The sequence below is a fragment of the Halomonas urmiana genome (genome assembly GCF_005780185.1).
Classification (GTDB): domain Bacteria; phylum Pseudomonadota; class Gammaproteobacteria; order Pseudomonadales; family Halomonadaceae; genus Halomonas; species Halomonas urmiana.
The window spans coordinates 79,119-97,366 of the sequence record NZ_VBUI01000005.1; the positions used below are offsets into that span (position 1 = coordinate 79,119).

An 18,248-nucleotide genomic window follows, 5' to 3' on the forward strand; every position below is an offset into this window, starting at 1 on the left:
GTAGGCGGCCTGGCTCAGAGTTGCCTTGAAGGGAGCCCGTCTAGGGGCCGTGGGAGGCGGCCTGCTGGGCCTCGAGCATCTCCACCAGCGGCTGGAACTCCTCGCGGTTATGCTCGTTGAGGCGCATCAGGATACGATGCGCCTCGAGCACCCGCTGGCGGGTCTCCTCCACGTCGGTGGGGATCTCGGGCAGGTCACGAAGGTCACGCGTCTCGGTGATCGGTGACTCCACCAGGGTGAAGATGCGCGAGAACCCCATGACGTCGAGCATCCGCTGAACATCGGGATTGTCGGCGATGATGGTCGGCGCCTCGCTGACGCGTCCCTGCACCGCCATGGCCACCTTGGCGAGAAAGCCCAGGGCGGTGGAATCCACGTTGGTGGTGTCTCTCAGGTCGATGATCAGCGTCTCGAGGCCCGGCGTCTCGGCGAGCTGCTGGGCCTGGCGATCCAGGGTCGCACAGAGCGTCAGGCGCACGTCCCCGCACAGCTTGAGGACGAAGACCCCCGATGCAAACGCTGCCTTGATGCGGCCCTCATGATTTATCATTGCCAAATCCGCTCAACACCATGATCGTCAGGTCGTCTGGCAGTTCCTCATGCCCCGGTGCCCTCTGGGCCACAACTTCATCATCGTCGGCCAGATGCTCCAGTGCAAGACTGCCGCGTAGGTCCTCCAGCGTCGCGCTGGCCAGGACCCGCCGCTCGAGTTCCCTGAGCCGCCCTTCCAGGGTGTCCCCCGGCAGACACTCCAATATGCCATCCGAACAGAGCCACAGCCGAAAGTTCTCCGGCAGCGGACAGCCCAGGCTCGGGTAGTCGACCCCGGGGAAGAGACCGACCGGCATACCCTCGCCGGGCAGCGCCTGCACCTCGCCATCGGCAACCAGCAACGGCATGGGTAGCTGCGCGCCGAGGGAATAGTGGAGATAACGGCGCCGGTGGTCAATCACCCCGACGAACAGGGTGGCGTGCTTGCCGATACCGGCATCCAGCAGCTCGCGGTTGAGGGCCTCCAGCCAGCGCGGCGCCAGCCGCTCGGGATGCTCTCCGTTCCACTCCTGCTGCCAGCGATTGGAGAGGTATTTCAGCAGCACGGTGACGAAGGCCGAGGAGGCGCCGTGGCCGGAGACGTCGGCGAAGTAGAACAGGCTGTAGTGATCGTCGAAGCCCTGGAAGTCGAGGAAGTCCCCGGAGAGATAGAGCGAGGGCGCCAGCCAGTAGTCGAAGGTCACGCCCTGCAGGGTCTGGGGCCTGGGCGGCAGCAGCTTGCGCTGGATCTGACCACCGGCCTGCTGGTCGAGGCGCAGCATCGCCAGGTGGGTCTCCAGGCTCTCGTTGAGCTCCTCGAGGTTCTCGTTGAGATGGGCCAGCCGGGCCCGATCGCGCTCCCGCTCGGCGGCCAGCCGGTGCACCTCGATGGCCTTGACGATCATGCGCCGCAGCAGCGGGCCGTGACGCAGCGGGTCGATGATGTAGTCCACCAGGCCCGCCTCCACCGCCTGCAGCAGGTCGGCGTCCTGACGATCGTCGCTGACCACCAGGGTCGGCAGCCGCTCGGCCAGGCGTTCCCATTCGGCACGCGAGACCGCCCGCGCATGGGCGACGATCAGCGCCGTCTCCGGCGGCAGCTCCTCGATGCCGGAGGCGGCGTACACCGCCAGGTCGTCACGGGCGATGGTCCGGGCCAGGGCGTCACGCTCCGGTCCCGGGATGTCGATCACTCCGATCAGCTGCTTGGCTGGTGGCATGCGGTCATGGCCTCATTCGGCGAAGGCGTCGTCGAAGTCCGTATCATCGAAGTCGAACTCGTCGCTGGCGAAGGGATCCTCGCCCAGCTGCCCATCGTTGACCTCGAAGCGACGCTGCTGAAGGTAGGCATCGCGGATGAAGCTGTAGCGGTCGCCGCTGATCAGCGCCTCCTGATCGAGCAGCCCGGCCCGGGTATCGATCACCCGCAGCGCGGTCAGGCTGAGGCGCACGACATCGTCTTCCACGTAGGTGGTCGGGTAGGTGACCATGTCCGCCGGCAGCCCCGCGGTGTCGCGCACCGTGCTCGGCCCCAGCAGCGGCAGCACCAGGTAGGCCCCCTCCCCTAGGCCCCAGGCACCGAGCGTCTGGCCGAAGTCCTCCTCGCGACCGGTGATCTCCATCCGCGAGGCAACGTCGAACAGCCCGCCGATGCCGACGGTGGTGTTGATCAGGAAGCGTCCGGTCGCCACGCCGGCATTGGTGCCCTTGCCCTGCAGCAGGCTGTTCAGGGTGGTGCGGATCTCGCCGAGGTTGGAGAAGAAGTTGCCCACGCCCGTCTCCACGGGATCCGGGGTGATGAAGCGATAGCCCTGGGCGAGCGGCTTCAGCGCGTAGCGGTCGAGCACGTCGTTGAAGGCAAAGACCTTGCGGTTGAAGCCCTCCCAGGGGTCGTCGGGATGACGCTCGCGCATCTCACCACTGCTGGCGCAGCCCGCGAGCACCGCCAGCGCTACGACCAGGGCACCGCGACCCGCCCACCGGGCCATCCCCCCTGCCATCATCCCGTTCATCTCACGTCCGTTCATCGGGCACTATCGCCTCCCTGCGGTTACTGTCTTGACGCTCATTGGCGACGCACCACCACGCTGCCGGCACTGTAGCCCGCGCCGAAGGAACAGACCACCCCGATCGTGCCGGGCTCGAGATCGTGACGATGCAGGTGGAAGGCGATGATCGAGCCGGCCGAGCTGGTATTGGCGTAGCGATCGAGGATGATTGGCGCCTGTTCGGCCTCCGGCTCATGGCCCAGCACACGCCGAGCGATGAGGTCGTTCATGTGGCGATTGGCCTGGTGCAGCCACAGGCGCGCCAGGTCGTCGCCGGCGAGCTCCAGGCTCGCCAGGTGATCGCTGATCAGCGCCGCCACCAGCGGGCAGACTTCCTTGAAGACGCGGCGCCCCTCCTGCACGAAGAGCCGATCGGTGGCGAGCGGGTCGCTGTCGGTGACGCGGTCGAGGAAGCCGGCGTTGTTGCGAATGGCATTGGAGAAGCGCGTCGTGAGCCGGGTGCCGAGGATCTCGAAGCGCGACTCGGCCGTCGCCACCTCGTCGCTCTCCAGCACCAGGGCGGTACAGGCATCGCCGAAGATGAAATGGCTATCGCGGTCACGGAAGTTGAGGTGGGCCGAGCAGATCTCGGGATTGACCACCAGGGCTCGCTTGATGCTGCCGGCGCGGATGGCGTTGGCGGCGGTCTCGATGGCGAAGGTCGCCGAGCTGCAGGCCACGTTCATGTCGAAGGCGTAGCCGCCAGCGCCCAGCGCCGCCTGAAGCTCCACGGCCACCGCCGGGTAGGGGCGTTCCAGATTGGAGCAGGCCACGATCATCAGGTCGATCTCCCCGGCCGCCACACCCGCCGACTCCAGCGCCTCGCGGGCCGCGGCCAGGCCCATCTCGCACTGTATGGAGGGCTCGTCATTGCCGCGCGGAGCGAGCCGCGGACGCATGCGCTCAGGGTCGAGGATCCCCTCGGCATCCATCACGTAGCGGCTGTGGATACCCGACGCCTTGACGATGAAGTCGCTGCTCGAGTGCTCCAGACGCTCCTCGACGCCCGCCGCGGCGCGACGCGCGTTCTCGGCGTCCACCCAGGCATTGAACGCGGCCACCAGGGCCGCGTTATCGATGGCGTGGGGCGGCGTGAAGAGGCCCGTGCCGGTAATCACTGCATGGGTCATGCGCTTCTCCCTGTGAGTTCGGCCCAGCGTTTCTCGAGGCGCTTGGTGGAGACCGGGAAGCGGGTGCCCAGCTGCTGGGCGAAGAGCGAGACGCGCAGCTCTTCGATCCACCAGCCGAACTCCACCAGGGCCGGGTCTTCCACCCCGCCGCGCCGCTCGCTCTCGCGGCGGGCCGCCAGGCGCGCCTCGAAGTCCTGGACCTCCTGCATGTGCATCTGGTCGCGCATGCGCTCCCGCGGCGCCTTTTCCAGTCGGATCAGGGCGGCTTCCATATAACGCGGATACTCCTCGAGCCACTCGCCGGCCTCGCTGACGAAGCCGGGGTGCACCAGGCGCTGCATCTGCGCCTTGAGATCACTGTACACCAGCGCCAGGGCCAGGTTCAGGTTGCCCTTCAGCGCCTTGGTCACCGCCAGGTGCCCCTGGAGCGCCTGCTCCAGGGTCGCCACCAGGGCCTCCGCGCGGGGCAGCAGCGCGTCGCCGGTGGCCTCGAGTCGCGCCGCCAGCTCATCGCGGGAGCGCGGCAGCGGGTCGCTGGCCACCACCTGGCGAAAGACCGCCGCCACCACGTCCTCGATGAGCGTGCGCTTGCCGCCCACCTTGGCAAACAGCAGCGCGCAGGTAGCGAGCCCCTTCAGTCGCTCGATGGCGCGTGCCTGGTCGGGGCGCTGCTCTATGGCGGCCTGCACCACGCCGGTGCGATGGGCCTCGCGGGCCTTGTCGGGATGATCGAACAGCTCGACCCGGTAGGCCTCCCTGGCGGGCACCAGGGCGGGATAGGCCTCCACCCGGATGCCCGCCTGGGTGGTGACCCGGGACTCGGGCAGCGGCGTCTCGGGCAGGGCCTCGAGTTCCCCCTCGTCGCTCGCCTGCTCAGCCAGGGCACGGGCGCCCTCCCCCGCGGCCGCCTCGAAGCGGCGCTCCAGCTCGCGGGGGTCGCGGCCCTGGCCCAGGGGCTCGCCGCGATGGTCGACCACCCGCAGGTTCATCACCAGGTGGGGCTCGAGGGCCTCGAGGTTCCAGTCGTCGGGGTGCAGGCGCACGCCGGTCTTGCGGCGCAGGAACTCGCCCAGCACCTCGGTGAGCGGGACGTCGTCCGGCGTCATCGCCTGCAGGGCGGCGTCTACCCAGTCGGGGATCGGCACCACCTGGCGCCGGATCGCCTTGGGCAACGACTTCATCAGGGCGATGCACTTCTCGCGCAGCAGCCCCGGCACCAGCCACTCCAGCCGCGCCAGGGGCAGCTGAGGCAGCATGGCGGCCGGCACGGTCAGCGTCACGCCGTCGTCCGGGGCGCCGGGCTCGAAGTGGTAGGCGAGCGGGTAGCGCACGCCGTTGAGCGTGAGCTCGTCGGGGTAGTCGGCCTGGGTGACCTCGCCGGCCTCGCGAGCCAGCAGGGCCGCGCGGTCGAACTTGAGGATATCGGGGTCCTCGGCCTCGGCCTTCTTGCGCCAGGCCTCGAAACCCTTGCCGTTGACGATCTCGGCGGGAAGACGCTCGTCGTAGAAGGCGAAGAGGGACTCCTCGTCGACCAGGATATCGCGCTTGCGGGCGCGATCCTCGAGGTCCTCGACCTCCTCCACCAGGGCCCGATTGTGAGCGAAGAAGTCGCCGCGGGTCTTGAACTCGCCCTCGACCAGCGCCCGGCGGATGAACAGCTCCCGGGACTGTACTGGGTCGATCGGCCCGAAGTTGACCTTGCGCCCGGTGACGATGGGCAGACCGAAGAGCGTGACCTGCTCGGTGGCCACCACCTGGGCGCGCTTCATCTCCCAATGGGGCTCGGCGTAGGAGCGCTTCACCAGGTGGCCGGCCAGCGGCTCGATCCAATGGGGCTCGATGCGCGCCGCGGTGCGGGCGAAGAGCTTCGTCGTCTCCACCAGCTCGAACGCCATCAGCCACTTGGGCGACTTCTTGGCGAGCCCCGAGCCCGGATGGACGACGAACTTGCGGTTGCGCGCCCCCAGGTACTCGCGGTTCTCGGTGAGCAGGCCGATATTCGAGAGCAGCCCGGTGAGCAGCGCCTGGTGCAGGGCGACCGCGCGCTCGCGACGAGCCTCGCGGCGCGCCTTGTCGTCCTCCCCGGGCTTGTCGCTAGTGCCTTCGACCGGCGCCGGGGCCGGCGGCGGCACCTCGATCTCCATGTCGCGCAGCAGCTGGCGCAGCTGGCGGAAGGTATCGTGCCACTCGCGCAGGCGCAGGTAGTTGAGGTAGTGATCCTTGCACCAGCGGCGCAGCCGGTTGCCGGAGAGCTCCTCCCGGGCGGCCTCGAAGCCGTGCCAGAGGTTGAGCAGCGCGACGAAATCGGAGTCGGGGTCGTGCCAGCGGCGATGCGCCTGATCGGCGGCCTGGCGCTTGTCGGCCGGTCTGTCGCGGGGATCCTGGACCGCCAGGCCGGCGACCACGATCAGCACCTCGCGCAAGCCCCCCTGCTCGGCGCCGGCCAGCACCATGCGCGCCAGGCGCGGATCGATGGGCAGCCGAGCCAGCTTACGCCCCAGCGGGGTCAGGCGGTTGCCCGCATCCACCGCGCCCAGTTCGAAGAGCAGCCGGAAGCCGTCGGTGATGAAGCGCGAATCCGGGGGGTCGACGAAGGGAAAGGCCTCGATGTCGCCGAGCTTGAGCGAGAGCATCGAGAGGATCACCGAGGCCAGGTTGGTGCGCCGGATCTCGGGGTCGGTGAACTCGGGCCGGGCGAGGAAGTCCTCCTCGTCATAGAGGCGGATGCAGACGCCCTCGGCCACGCGGCCGCAGCGGCCCTTGCGCTGGTTGGCGCTGGCCTGGCTGACCGGCTCCACCGGCAGGCGCTGAATCTTGGCCTTGTAGCTGTAGCGGCTGATGCGCACCAGGCCGGGGTCGATGACGTAGCGGATACCCGGCACCGTCAGCGAGGTCTCGGCGACGTTGGTGGAGAGCACGATGCGCCGCCCCGCGTGGGAGGCGAAGACCCGATTCTGCTCGGCGTTGGAGAGCCGCGCATAGAGCGGCAGGATCTCGGTGCCGCGCAGGTCGGCCCGGCGCAGGGTGTCGGCGGTCTCGCGGATCTCGCGCTCGCCGGGCAGGAACACCAGGATGTCGCGGGGCCCGTGGAACCAGCCCTTGTCGCGCTCGACCCGCTCGATCTCCTCCACGGCGTGCAGGATGCCCTCCTGCAGGGTGCGGTCCTCCTCGCCGTCGTCATCGCGCACCAGGGGCCGATAGTGCACCTCCACCGGGTAGGTGCGCCCGGAGACCTCGACCACCGGCGCCGGCATCTGTTGGCCCTGGGCATCGCGACGGCCGAAGTGCGCGGCGAAACGCTCGACGTCGATGGTCGCCGAGGTGATGATCACCTTGAGGTCGGGACGCCGCGCCATGAGGCGCTTGAGGTAGCCGAGCAGGAAGTCGATGTTAAGGCTGCGCTCATGGGCCTCGTCGATGATGATCGCCTCGTAGCGACTGAGGTCGGGGTCGTGGCGTGTCTCGGCGAGCAGGATGCCATCGGTCATCAGCTTGATCAGGGTCTCGTCGCTGCTCTGGTCGGTGAAGCGCACCTGATAGCCGACCTGTTCGCCCAGCGGCACCGCGAGCTCCTCGGCCAGGCGCGTGGCCACCGAGCGCGCCGCCAGACGCCGCGGCTGGGTGTGGCCGATCAACCCGCGACGCCCCAGGCCCAGCTCCAGGCAGAGCTTGGGCAGCTGGGTGGTCTTGCCAGAACCGGTCTCGCCGGCGACCACCACCACCTGGTGCTCCGCGAGGGCCGCGAGGATGTCCTCGCGCCGCTCGGCCACCGGCAGCGCCGCCGGGTAGTCGAGGGTGACGGGGCGCGCCCGGCGCCGCTCGACGAGGCCGCGCGAGCGTTCCACGGCGCGGCGCACCTCGGTGAGGCCCCGGTCCACGGGCTTGCCTTCCTTGAGGCGGCGGCGCAGGCCGCGCAGGCGTTTCTCGAGGCCGACGACGTCGCGGCGCATGACGTCATCGAGGTCACGGGTCAGGGCATCAAGCTCGGCGGCGTCCTCGGCCTTCGCGGCGGCGGGCTGGCGGGTCTCGGCGGTCACGGTATCGACGGTCGGCTCCGGGTCACGGTCAGCGAAAGGTGGCCGCCCGGGCATTCCGGGCGGCCCCGCATTATAACGTCGCGGCCTCGACCGCGCCTAATCGGGGTGCTCGTCGGGGCGCTCGCCCGCCTCGTCACGCAGCTGGCGGCGTAGCACCTTGCCCACATTCGTCTTGGGTAGCTCATCGCGAAACTCCACGAACCTCGGCACCTTGTAGCCGGCGAGTTCCTTGCGACACCAGCCGCGCAGGGTCTCGGCATCCAGCCCCTCGTCGCGAGACACCACGAACAGCTTGATAGCCTCGCCGCTGACCTCGTCCGGCACCCCCACGGCCGCCGATTCCACCACCCCCGGATGGGCGGCCACGACGTCTTCGATCTCGTTGGGGTACACGTTGAAGCCCGACACCAGGATCATGTCCTTCTTGCGATCGACGATACGGATGTAGCCGTCCGGCTGGAGCACGGCGATGTCACCGGTGTGGAACCAGCCCTGGTCATCGATCGACCGGGCGGTCTCGTCGTCACGGCGCCAGTAGCCCTTCATCACCTGGGGGCCCCTCACGCAGAGCTCCCCCGCGGCATCAAAGGGGGCGTCCTGGCCGTCGGCGTCCAGCACCTTTACCTCGGTGCCGGCCACCGGCTTGCCGATGGTGCCCAGCTGGATGGCGTCCACAGGATTGAAGCTGACGATGGGCGAGGTCTCGGTCAGGCCATAACCCTCGGCCACCTGACAACCGGTGACCTCTTCCCAGCGGGTCGCCGAGGCGCGGGTCAGGGCCATGCCGCCGGAGATGGTCAGATGCAGCCGCGAGAAATCGAGCTGGCGAAAGTCCTCGCGGTTGCACAGCGCATTGAACAGCGTATTAAGCCCGATGAAGCCGGTGAAGCGCACCTGCTTGAGCGTCTTGACGAAGCCATTGAGGTCGCGGGGGTTGGGGATCAGCACCGAGTGGTTGCCGGTCTCCATCATGAACAGGCAGTTCACCGTGAAGGTATAGATGTGATAGACGGGCAGCGGCGCGATGATGGTCTCGACGCCCTCACCCAGCGCCGGCCCGATCGCCTGGCGGGCCTGCAGCATGTTGGCCACCAGATTACGGTGAGTCAGCATGGCGCCCTTGGCGAGCCCAGTGGTGCCGCCCGTGTACTGCAGGGCGGCGATGTCGTCGGGCTCGCGGTTCACCTCGCGGTGTGGATGCCGGGCGCCGGTAGCGAGGACCCGGCGGAAAGGCGTGGCACCGGGCAGCGAGAAGGCCGGCACCAGCTTCTTGACGTGCCTGACCACGGCATTGATCAGCGGACGCTTGGGGAAGGAGTGCAGATCGCCGAGCTCGGTCACCACCACCTGCTCGATGTCGGTACGCTCGAGGATGCCCTCTAGCTTGGCGGCCATGTTGGCCAGGATGACGATGGCGCGAACCTCGGCATCCTTGAACTGATGGGCCATCTCACGCTCGGTGTAGAGCGGGTTGGTATTGACCACCACGAGGCCGGCCCGCAGGGCGCCAAACACCGCCACCGGGAACTGCAGCACGTTGGGCAGCTGGATGGCGATGCGATCCCCGGGATCCAGGTCGGTCTCCCGCTGCAGCCAGGCCGCGAAGTGGCCGGAGAGATGGTCGAGCTCGGCGTAGCTCAGCACCCGCCCCATGCAACTGAAGGCCGGCTTGTCGCCGAAGCGCGCCACCGAGGTGTGGAAGACCTCCATCACCGAGGCATAGTCATCGAGTTTCTCGAGGGGCTGTCCAGTCAGGATGGCGGGCGTGGCGTTCTCGCTCATGGGCTGTCTCCATGCTACGGCCGATGTCGATATCGGCCTTATTGTTCTCCACGCGAAGGTGATCCACACGCGGTGTTATTAGCAGGCACCTTATACCAGCGACTCGACGGCTGTAAAACGAGTGATTGAAACTTACGTTTTATAGCGCGCCTGGATCACTCCACCCTGCCACACCAGCAGCTCGCCCGGCACCATGCGCACCCAATCCTCGTTGTCGGTGAGCGGCTCGGTGGCGATCACCGAGACCACGTCGTCGGCGGTGGTGTGTTCGGCGAAGTTCACCGTCAGCTCGGCATCCGACAGGCTCGCCCGCCCGAAGGGCGCCCGGCGGGTGATGTGCGCCAGTTTGGTGGAGCAGAAGGTGTAGAGATAGTCGCCGTCGGCCAGCAGCAGGTTGAACACCCCCAGGCCGCGCAGCCGTTCGCAGAGCCCGTGCAGCATCGACCAGAGGGCCTCGCGCTGCCGGTCATCGGCGGGCGGCTCGGGAAAGGCCCCGCGCAGCTCGCCGAGCAGCCAGCAGAAGGCGTGCTCGCTGTCGGTGCTGCCCACCGGGCGGTAGAAGGAGTGCGGCAGGGCCTGCCAGTCGGCCAGCTGACCGTTATGCGCATAGCACCAGGGACGCCCCCACATCTCGCGCACGAAGGGGTGCGTGTTGGCCAGGCGCACCTGGCCGACGTTGGCCTGGCGGATATGGCTGATGACAATGTTCGACTTGATGGGGTAGTCGCAGATCAGCCGGGCGATGGGCGAGTGTACCGAGGGGTGCGGGTCGCGAAAGTCGCGGTAGCCGCCCTCCTCGTAGAAGGCGATGCCCCAGCCGTCGCGATGCGGCCCGGTCCCGCCGCCCCGGTGCAGGAAGCCGGTGAAGCTGAAGCAGATATCCGTGGGCACGTTGGCACTCATGCCCAGAAGCTCACACATGGGGTTCCTCCCGGCGTAGGGGGCGCCGCGCCTGGCGGCGCCGAATCAGGCGGATGACCAGCAGCAGCAGGAGCAGCGCCGCCAGCGCGCCCCACAGGCGCGGATCGCGACGATGCTCGTGCCAGAGGCGCTCAAGGCCCGGCCAGCCCGCCCGCCAGAGCGCCCGGGCCGCTTCCGGCAGGCGGTTGACCCACGCGACGAAGCGGTCGGCGGCGGGCTCGGCGCCCACCTCGGGCGGCGGTACGGCGTCGCTACCGCGCGGATCGGCGAGGGTCTCGGTGGCAAGCGTCGGGCCGGCCACGTCGGCGAGCTCGATGCCGAGGCGGCCATCGGGATGGAGCACCAGGCGCGGCAGGGAGAGCGTCTGGCGCTCGCCGTCGAGCTCGACGGTGGCCTCCAGTAGCAGGGGCAGACTCAGCGAGGGATCGAGGTCGGGCAGCGCGAGGTGCCAGCGCGTCTCCCCCACCGCTTCGGCCTCGAGGCGCTCGCCCTGCAGCTCGCCGTGGATCTCGGTGTTGTCGCGGTTGAGGCCCGGGTGTTCGGCGGCCAGGACCACCCGCCCGGCCTGGGGACGATGGATGGCCCCGATGGCCGGCAGCACGTTCACGGCCTGGGCCCTTTGCCGCTGGAACGCCTCGCTCTCGGCGCGGATCACCAGGCGGGCGTTGCCGGTCAGCGCCGGCGCCGGCAGGCGCCCACGATAGCGCCCCGCCTCAGGCTCGAGCACGACGCGAGACTGCACCTCGCCCTGGGCGTCCTGCAGCGTCACCGACAGCGCCAGGTCCTCGCCGCCCTCGAAGGGCCCGCCGTCGTGGGTGATCCACGCCTCCACCGGCACGTCGAAGCCGCGATAGAGGGTGGTAGGCAGGTCGGCGGTGCGCAGGTGCAGCGGGGAGGCGACGTTGATGCGGCTCTCCTCTCCCACGGCGCCATCCAGGCGCCACTCGCCGGCCTGGGGATCCGGCACCCGGATCAGGTCGAAGCGTGATCCCGCCTGCCAGCGGATGTCGTCGGGCGCGTCCTCGGCCCGGTAGCGCATGCCATCCGGGGCGATCAGGGTCAGGGGCTCGTCGTCGGGCTCATGGAAGATCAGCGCCGAGAAGGTCTCCACGCCGTCATCGATGACGAAGCGCCCCTCGTCCAGGGGTACCTGGTCGGCGGGGAAGATACGCTCGACGATGTCCAGGAAGGCACCCAGCAGGCCCTCGGGGCTCTCGGCCAGCGCCGCCAGCCCGCCGGTGGACTGGGCCAGGCGCTCCACCAGGGCCAGGTCGGCCTCGCTGGAAAAGGCGATGGCATGGACCGCCACGCCCTGTTCGGCGAGCTCCTCGGCCCGCTCCTCGACCAGCCGGCGCCGCGAGGCCCGATCGATGTCGGGCTTGGGACCCCGGCCGGGTGACAGGTCGATCATGCCGTCGGTCAGCAGCACCAGGTGACGCCAGCCGTTGGCCTCGCCGCGGGAGGCCGCGTTCAGCGCGGCTTCGATGTCGGTGTACTGCTGGTAGGCCCGTAGCGCCGGCGGCAGGGCCAGGGCCTGCTCTCGCCAGGCCGCATCCACCTCGCCCAGCGGCAGGGGGTTGTCGACCGTCTCGCCGAAGGTCCAGACGCCCGCCCGTGCGCCACTTGGCAGCAGTGCCACCAGCAGGTCCAGGGCGCTGACGGCCAGCCGGTCAGGGTCGTTGTCCCGCATGCTGCCGGAGACATCGACCACCACCCGGACGTCGGGTCGCTCCTCGTGCGGCTGGGCCCAGAGCGGGCCGGCCCACAGCCACAGGACCATGCCCACAGCCAGCATCCGAGACAGCCAGCCGATGCGTTCCTTGCCGTACCCACTCATCGAAGCTCCTTGGCCGATCAAGATAGCCGACTAAGTTAGCCGACCACGTCAGACCATCATGGCGCGTATTAGCCGATCACCGGCTCATGGCGTTCGCCACGGCCGCCGCGGCCGGAAGTAGCGGGCGCTTCGTCGTCCCTATCCACGACGTCATCGTGGCCTTGGGTGTCACGATGGCGACCGCGCCACCACAGCAGCAGCCCCAGCAGGGCGCCCACGCCGGTCCCTACGGCGACCAGCAGGGTGGCCGGCAGGAAGGTCTCGCGATTGTTCTCGAGGAAGGCCACGGCCGCGACCATCACCGCCGGGGCGAACCCGCTGTAGAACTCCCCTTCCTCCAGCAGCGGCAGACGGAAATGGGACGGGGTCCACATCACGCCGGCCACCGCCCAGGTGATCACCAGCCGCGGCAACCGCGGCAAAAAGCCCAGCCCCAGGTAGCCGGTCAGCAGTACCACCAGCGACAACACGACATAGACCAGCCATAGTAGGGGCATCGAATCCGACATCAGCATCACGACCTCGCGAGTTGTGCGTCGACGACGCACGTTCTTGAAAACACACTGAGTATGGTACATCCCGCGCCATGAAAGCACAGCCGCCACGTGACAAGGCCCCACCCCTCCCCGCCGACGACCCCGCTACCCGCTTTCGCCATGCCGATGATCCGGCCTGGCACTGGCTGGAGCAGCGCGACACCCCGGAGGTCACCGCCTTCCTCGAGGCCGCCAATCAGGAGTCCGATCGCTGGTTCGCGCCGCTGGACGACCTGGTGGAGCGTCTCTATCACGGCCACCTAGCGCGCCGGGAACTCGCCGTGAGCGGGCTCAAGACGCCGCTCGATCACTTCACGGTGTGGAGCGAGACGGCGGCCAACGCCGACTATCCGGTCTGGTGGCGCCATCCTAACGGCCGTCCCGACGCCGCGGAGGCCTTCCTCGACCTGGAAGCCAGGGCCAGCGAGCACGACTTCCTCGAGCTCGGCGACATGGCCCTCTCCCCGGACGAGGCCTGGCTGGCCTGGACCGAAGACACTCGCGGCGACGAGACCTACACGCTCTACCTCAAGCGCCTGCCGAATGGCGACCCCGCCATGCTGCTCGAGGAGATCGGCCCCGAGATCGGCTGGGCCGAGGACAATACCACCCTGCTGTTCACCCGCTTCGATGCCACCCAGCGCCCGGAGAGCATCTGGCGCCTGCCGGTGGCGCAGGGCCAGGCTGGCGAGTCGACGCTGATCCTGCGCGAACACGACCCGGAGTTCTGGCTGGGCCTGGGCAAGACCCGCTCGCGGGAGTGGCTGATCCTGGAGAGCGCCTCCAAGGACACCAGCGAGAGCCACCTGATTCCCGCCCATGCCCCGGACACGCCGCCCCGCTGCTTCCGCGCCCGGGAGAGCGGCGTGGAGTATGCGATCGATCATCGTCCCGGCCACTTCTATGTCCTGCATAACCGCCAGGCGATCCACTTCCGCCTGGATCGGATGGCAGCGCGACACCTCGGGGACGCCGATCCCACGCACCACTGGCAGCCGCTCATCGACCACCGCGACGAGGCAACCCTGGAGGGAGTCGACGCCTTCGACTGGGGGCTCGTCATCACCGAGCGCGACCACCACGAGGCCCAGGTGCATCTGCGCGTGCTCGAGCTGGAGGACGACCACGCCCCCACCCGTGACGAGCGCCTGCCACTGCCCGAACTGCCCTGCAGCCTGGCGCTGGGCGACGCGCCGCACTTCGCCGACCGGCGTCTGCGGCTGCGCGAGGAGTCCTTCATCCTGCCGGTGACCTGGCTCGAGCTCGACCTCGACAGCGGCGACCGGCGCCTCCTCAAGCAGCAGCCGGTCCATGGTGACCTGCGACCCGAACAGCTGGCCTGCGAGCGGATCTGGGCGACCTCCCACGACGGCGAACGCGTGCCGGTCTCGGTGGTCAGGCGGGCCGATCTCTCCGGCCACCCTCTGCCCACCCTGCTCTACGGCTATGGCGCCTACGGCGAGGTGCTCGACCCCTGGTTCTCAGTCGCTCGGCTGGAACTGCTGGCGCGCGGGGCGGCCTTCGCCGTAGCCCACGTGCGCGGTGGCGGCGATCGCGGCGAGCCCTGGTACCTGGCCGGCAAGCTCGAGCACAAGGTCAATAGTTTCCATGACTTCCTCGCTGCCCGCGACGCCCTGGTCGAGAAGGGCCTCAGCGACGGCGAGCGCATCGCCGCCTACGGCGGCAGTGCCGGTGGCCTGCTGGTCAGCGCCAGCCTCAACCTGGCCCCCGACGCCTTCTGCGCCGCGGTGCTCGACGTGCCCTTCGTCGACGTGCTGCGCACCATGGAAAACCCCGACCTGCCCTTGACCACCGCGGAGTACACCGAATGGGGCGATCCTCGCGAGCCCGAGGCGCGGCGCCGCATCCGCGACTACTCACCGCTGGACAACCTCTCGGCCAGGCCCTGGCCGGCGGTCTTCCTGCAGGGCAGCTGGCACGACACCCGGGTGCCCTACTGGGAGCCGGCCAAGCTCTATGCGCGTCTCAAGGAGCTTGCGCCCGAGCAGCGCCTTGAGGATCACCCCATCCTGCTGAGGACGGACATGTCCGCCGGCCACGGCGGCGCCTCGGGGCGCTTCAAGGCCTGGCACGACAATGCCCGCCAGGACGCCTTCATCCTCTGGGCACTGGACCTGGATGGCCGGGAGGCCTGATGCCTCGATGACAGCGCCCTGACGGCAGGGACCCGGTCGCGGCCGGGTCCCTGTGACTTGTGCGTGAAGCGAGTAGTCCGGGATCAGCCGCCGGCACCTCCCGCTGCTCCGCCACCGGCACCGCCGCCGGAACCGCCACCCGAGCCGCCGCCGGAACCGCCACCCGAGCCGCCGCCGGAACCGCCGCCGGAACCGCCACCCGAGCCGCCGCCGGAACCGCCACCCGAGCCGCCGCCGGAACCGCCACCCGAGCCGCCGCCGGAACCGCCACCCGAGCCACCGCCGGAACCGCCACCCGAGCCGCCGCCCCCACCGCCGGAATGAATCAGGCCGTCGTCACCGCTGCCGTCGTCGATGCCGTCATCCGTTCCATCATCGGAGCCATCATCCGCTCCATCATCGGACCCGTCGTCCGCTCCATCATCGCTGCCGTCGTCCGCTCCATCATCGGACCCGTCGTCCGCTCCATCATCGCTGCCGTCGTCCACTCCATCATCGGACCCATCATCCGTTCCATCATCGGACCCATCATCCGTTCCATCATCGGACCCATCGTCCGCTCCATCATCGCTGGCGTTGTCGCTGGCGTTGTCGCTGGCGTTGTCGCTGGCGGCCAGCACGATATCGCTGCCGTCACGCGCACTGGAAAGCCCCGTGTCGCGCTCCCCGGCGCTCGGCGGATAGAGCAGCAGCAGCTCTTCGGGACTCTGCCGCGTCGGCAGCCACGACTGCAGCTGCGCCATCTCCTGGTCGTCGAGCACTCGGCCCTCGTTCATGAGGTCGTTGAACATCGCCGCCATCTCGTCATCGCTGAGCGTGTCGCCGCTCCACGAGGAGGACTGCGCCGCGACGCCGGACGAGGCCAGGGCGCCCACCGCCATGGCCAGCGCTAGCTTCCTGAAACCTTTCATGATCGCTCCCCCTTGATCCCGTACCTCTCGACACCCGACGTCGATGCGTCGAGCAAATATGCCCATGCCGGACAACAAACTGTTACACATAGCAAAGCATCGTCTCCGCCGGTGGGCGGCGCCATAGGACGAAGCCATGAAACCACGGCAGCAAGGGGATGAGCCTGGACGCCCACCGGCGTATGAGGCGTCTCAGGCATGAAGTGGAGGCGGTACACCCCGCTGAAGGGATGGGCGAGGTGGCGACGTCAGCCGTCGATGGGCAGGATGGCGATGATGTGCGCCTCGAGTTCCTCCTCGGGCACCTCGCGCTGGGAGACGGCGAAGCTGCGCACGCTGATGCCCTTGCGGTGCATTCGTTCGGGCCCACCGGCGATCAGTGGATGCCAAGCGGCCAGCTTGCGGCCCTCCGCGACCCGGCGGTAGGCACAGGACTTGGGCAGCCAGCGGAAGTCGTCGATGCGCTCGGGCGTCAACTGCGTGCAGTCCGGCACCTTCTCGAACCGATGGGCATAGTCGCCGCAGCGACAGCTCGGGATATCCAGCAGCTCACAGGCGACATTGAGCACCGCCAGGTCGCCGCTCTCCTCATCCTGGAACTTGAGCAGACAGCACTGGCCGCAACCGTCGCAGAGCGCCTCCCACTCCTCGTCGGTGAGCTCCTCCAGATCGAAGCGCTCCCAGAATCGTTCTCTCATGCTCTCTCCTGTCCCTCTTGGGGCCTTGGCAAGGCGCCACTCGCCGGTATTGCCGGCCCGAACTCGCCGTGTCGTTGGGCATCCGGCGGGGGTCAGCGTCTTTCACGCGGCCGCGGGCGCGACCCAGCGAGAGCCGCGCGGCCCCGGGCGCGATACTCGTTTATCGCGCCCGATGCCGCGCGAGGTTTATCGCGCCCGATGCCGCGCGAGGCTAGTAACGTGCCTCGGTCGGGGTGCGGTAGAGGTCGAGCAGATAATCCTCCTTGGCCGGCGGCATCTGCAGGTAGTAGCCCTTCTCGCGGATGGCGGCCATGACATCGGCGGCCTGCGCCCGCCCCATCTTCTTATCCGGGGTGAGGATCAGGGTCATGGCGGATATCGGCCTGCCGAAGTGTCCCAACAGCGCCTCGGGCACCTCGTCGAGCCCCCGGCGCTTGTCCACGTAGAGGTACATCCCCTCCTTGGACGGGCTCTTGAAGATCTCGCAGAGCAGCTTGTCGCCGCGCATCCGGTCGTCGCTCATCGTGATGCCTCCTCGAGGGCCGCGGTCAGGCCCGTCGCCAGTCGCTCCCCGCGCCAGCCGCCGGGCAGGGGCAGCGGCTGCCCCCTCAGGTCGGCACTCACCAGGGCTTCGAGCTCGCGCCGCTTGAGCAGCACTTCGGGCGCGACGCCCAGCGCCTTGGCCTCGGCATTGACCACCGTCTTCAAGGCCTTGAGACGTTTCTTGAACTCGGGCGTCATCGGCGAGAGCGGTGCCGGCGGCAGCGCGTCCTCGTCGACCTTGAGCGCCTCGCGCACCAGCCTCAGCAGGTCGTCGCCCTCGCGCTTGATCAGCCCGGGCTTGAGGTCCTCGACGCGTGCCAGCTCGAAGCGGTTCTCCGGCAGCTGCTCGGCGATGGCGTAGAGCAGACGGTCGGGGACCAGCCAGCCCCGCGGTACATCGCGACGCCGGGCCTCGCCCTCGCGCCAGATGGTCAGGCGCCGATAGGCTTCTACCTGGCGCGGCGAGAGCCGCCAGAGCTGGCGATGACGCAGGTACCATTGACCGTCGGCGGTCTCGCTGCGCGTCGCCTGGGCGACCAGGGCGGCGCAGTCGGCCTCGACCCAGGCCATGCGGCCCTGATGCTCGAGAGAGGCGCGCTGCTGCTCCCAGACCTCGAGCAGGAAGACCACGTCCAGGGCCGCGTAGCGCTGCTGGGACTCCGAGAGCGGGCGCAGCAGCCAATTGGAGCGGGTCTCGTCCTTGGGCAGAGTCTCGCCGGTCCAGTGCTCCACCAGCTTTTGGTAGCCCATCGACGGCACCTCGCCAAGCAGCGACTGGGCGACTTGGGTATCCACCAGGGGGGCTACGGGTACCCCGGCCCAGTGGGCAAAGACCTCGAGGTCCTCGCTCGAGGCGTGCAGCAGCTTCAACGGCCCCTCGGCCAGCAGGCGACGAAAGGCCTCGGTGCATGCCACCTCCTGGGGATCGATCAGGAAAGCCGGGCCGCCGGCGGCGAACTGGATCAGCGCCGGCACCGGATGGAAGGTGTTCTCGCGAAAGAACTCGGTGTCCAGGGCGATGACGTCGGCCGTGGCCACTTCGGCACAGGCAGTGTCCAGGGCGGCGGGGGTATCGATCCAGCGAATCTCGGGGTTCAGGGTCATGCAGGGTTCCGACA

The 18,248-nt window shown here is 68.8% G+C and carries 14 protein-coding genes; 1 reads left to right on the forward strand and 13 read right to left on the reverse strand.

What is annotated here, in order from left to right:
* Positions 1-40: 40 nt before the first annotated feature.
* The 9 genes from FEI13_RS04500 to FEI13_RS04540 form a co-directional block, all read right to left on the reverse strand.
* Positions 41-550, reverse strand: a complete 510-nt coding sequence (locus tag FEI13_RS04500; RefSeq protein WP_138179831.1) for an STAS domain-containing protein — start codon at positions 548-550, stop codon at positions 41-43.
* Complete coding sequence (locus FEI13_RS04505; RefSeq protein WP_138179832.1) at positions 537-1,751, reverse strand: PP2C family protein-serine/threonine phosphatase; 1,215 nt, start codon at positions 1,749-1,751, stop codon at positions 537-539. Before FEI13_RS04505 ends, FEI13_RS04500 begins: the two co-directional genes overlap by 14 nt.
* Before the next feature lie 12 nt (positions 1,752-1,763).
* Positions 1,764-2,531 carry an MlaA family lipoprotein gene (locus FEI13_RS04510; protein ID WP_240036429.1) on the reverse strand — a complete coding sequence of 256 codons (768 nt, stop codon included), beginning with the start codon at positions 2,529-2,531 and terminating at the stop codon, positions 1,764-1,766.
* 65 nt (positions 2,532-2,596) lie between these two features.
* Entirely contained in the window at positions 2,597-3,709 is a 1,113-nt protein-coding gene (locus FEI13_RS04515) for a beta-ketoacyl-ACP synthase III (RefSeq protein WP_138179833.1), read from the reverse strand.
* A complete protein-coding gene (gene hrpA / locus FEI13_RS04520; RefSeq protein WP_420841566.1) occupies positions 3,706-7,659 on the reverse strand; it encodes an ATP-dependent RNA helicase HrpA in 3,954 nt (1,317 codons plus the stop codon). Before hrpA ends, FEI13_RS04515 begins: the two co-directional genes overlap by 4 nt.
* A 183-nt stretch (positions 7,660-7,842) precedes the next feature.
* Complete coding sequence (locus FEI13_RS04525; protein WP_138179835.1) at positions 7,843-9,528, reverse strand: AMP-binding protein; 1,686 nt, start codon at positions 9,526-9,528, stop codon at positions 7,843-7,845.
* A gap of 132 nt (positions 9,529-9,660) precedes the next feature.
* The gene (locus FEI13_RS04530) at positions 9,661-10,449 is read right to left on the reverse strand and encodes a class II glutamine amidotransferase (protein WP_138179836.1); all 789 of its coding nucleotides are present in this window, start codon (positions 10,447-10,449) and stop codon (positions 9,661-9,663) included.
* A complete protein-coding gene (locus FEI13_RS04535) occupies positions 10,442-12,286 on the reverse strand; it encodes a VWA domain-containing protein (RefSeq protein WP_138179837.1) in 1,845 nt (614 codons plus the stop codon). Before FEI13_RS04535 ends, FEI13_RS04530 begins: the two co-directional genes overlap by 8 nt.
* A 68-nt stretch (positions 12,287-12,354) precedes the next feature.
* On the reverse strand, positions 12,355-12,801 hold the full coding sequence (locus tag FEI13_RS04540) for a hypothetical protein (protein ID WP_138179838.1): 447 nt from the start codon (positions 12,799-12,801) through the stop codon (positions 12,355-12,357).
* Positions 12,802-12,872: 71 nt separating this feature from the next.
* Here FEI13_RS04540 and FEI13_RS04545 point away from each other — a divergent pair, with 71 nt between their 5' ends.
* On the forward strand, positions 12,873-14,978 hold the full coding sequence (locus FEI13_RS04545; RefSeq protein WP_138179839.1) for a S9 family peptidase: 2,106 nt from the start codon (positions 12,873-12,875) through the stop codon (positions 14,976-14,978).
* 83 nt (positions 14,979-15,061) lie between these two features.
* Here FEI13_RS04545 and FEI13_RS19205 read toward each other — a convergent pair whose 3' ends face one another.
* The 4 genes from FEI13_RS19205 to rnd all read right to left on the reverse strand — a co-directional run bounded on the left by FEI13_RS19205 (position 15,062) and on the right by rnd (position 18,234).
* Positions 15,062-15,889 carry a hypothetical protein gene (locus tag FEI13_RS19205; protein ID WP_158294510.1) on the reverse strand — a complete coding sequence of 276 codons (828 nt, stop codon included), beginning with the start codon at positions 15,887-15,889 and terminating at the stop codon, positions 15,062-15,064.
* A 248-nt stretch (positions 15,890-16,137) separates the two neighbouring features.
* Positions 16,138-16,587, reverse strand: coding sequence for a YcgN family cysteine cluster protein (locus FEI13_RS04560; protein ID WP_138179841.1), 450 nt, complete (start codon positions 16,585-16,587; stop codon positions 16,138-16,140).
* A 211-nt stretch (positions 16,588-16,798) separates the two neighbouring features.
* A complete protein-coding gene (locus FEI13_RS04565; protein WP_138179842.1) occupies positions 16,799-17,110 on the reverse strand; it encodes a YcgL domain-containing protein in 312 nt (103 codons plus the stop codon).
* Positions 17,107-18,234: a ribonuclease D gene (rnd, locus tag FEI13_RS04570; protein ID WP_138179843.1), complete on the reverse strand. Its 1,128-nt coding sequence runs from the start codon at positions 18,232-18,234 to the stop codon at positions 17,107-17,109. The genes FEI13_RS04565 and rnd overlap by 4 nt, the downstream gene beginning before the upstream one ends.
* Between the last annotated feature and the right edge of the window lie 14 nt (positions 18,235-18,248).

Bases quoted from the DNA above. Each gene is read 5' to 3' on its own strand.
- FEI13_RS04500 (WP_138179831.1), bottom strand. From the start codon at position 550: ATGATAAATCATGAGGGCCGCATCAAGGCAGCGTTTGCATCGGGGGTC.
- FEI13_RS04505 (WP_138179832.1), bottom strand. From the start codon at position 1,751: ATGCCACCAGCCAAGCAGCTGATCGGAGTGATCGACATCCCGGGACCG.
- FEI13_RS04510 (WP_240036429.1), bottom strand. From the start codon at position 2,531: ATGGCAGGGGGGATGGCCCGGTGGGCGGGTCGCGGTGCCCTGGTCGTA.
- FEI13_RS04515 (WP_138179833.1), bottom strand. From the start codon at position 3,709: ATGACCCATGCAGTGATTACCGGCACGGGCCTCTTCACGCCGCCCCAC.
- hrpA (WP_420841566.1), bottom strand. From the start codon at position 7,659: ATGCGCCGCGACGTCGTCGGCCTCGAGAAACGCCTGCGCGGCCTGCGC.
- FEI13_RS04525 (WP_138179835.1), bottom strand. From the start codon at position 9,528: ATGAGCGAGAACGCCACGCCCGCCATCCTGACTGGACAGCCCCTCGAG.
- FEI13_RS04530 (WP_138179836.1), bottom strand. From the start codon at position 10,449: ATGTGTGAGCTTCTGGGCATGAGTGCCAACGTGCCCACGGATATCTGC.
- FEI13_RS04535 (WP_138179837.1), bottom strand. From the start codon at position 12,286: ATGAGTGGGTACGGCAAGGAACGCATCGGCTGGCTGTCTCGGATGCTG.
- FEI13_RS04540 (WP_138179838.1), bottom strand. From the start codon at position 12,801: ATGCTGATGTCGGATTCGATGCCCCTACTATGGCTGGTCTATGTCGTG.
- FEI13_RS04545 (WP_138179839.1), top strand. From the start codon at position 12,873: ATGAAAGCACAGCCGCCACGTGACAAGGCCCCACCCCTCCCCGCCGAC.
- FEI13_RS19205 (WP_158294510.1), bottom strand. From the start codon at position 15,889: ATGAAAGGTTTCAGGAAGCTAGCGCTGGCCATGGCGGTGGGCGCCCTG.
- FEI13_RS04560 (WP_138179841.1), bottom strand. From the start codon at position 16,587: ATGAGAGAACGATTCTGGGAGCGCTTCGATCTGGAGGAGCTCACCGAC.
- FEI13_RS04565 (WP_138179842.1), bottom strand. From the start codon at position 17,110: ATGAGCGACGACCGGATGCGCGGCGACAAGCTGCTCTGCGAGATCTTC.
- rnd (WP_138179843.1), bottom strand. From the start codon at position 18,234: ATGACCCTGAACCCCGAGATTCGCTGGATCGATACCCCCGCCGCCCTG.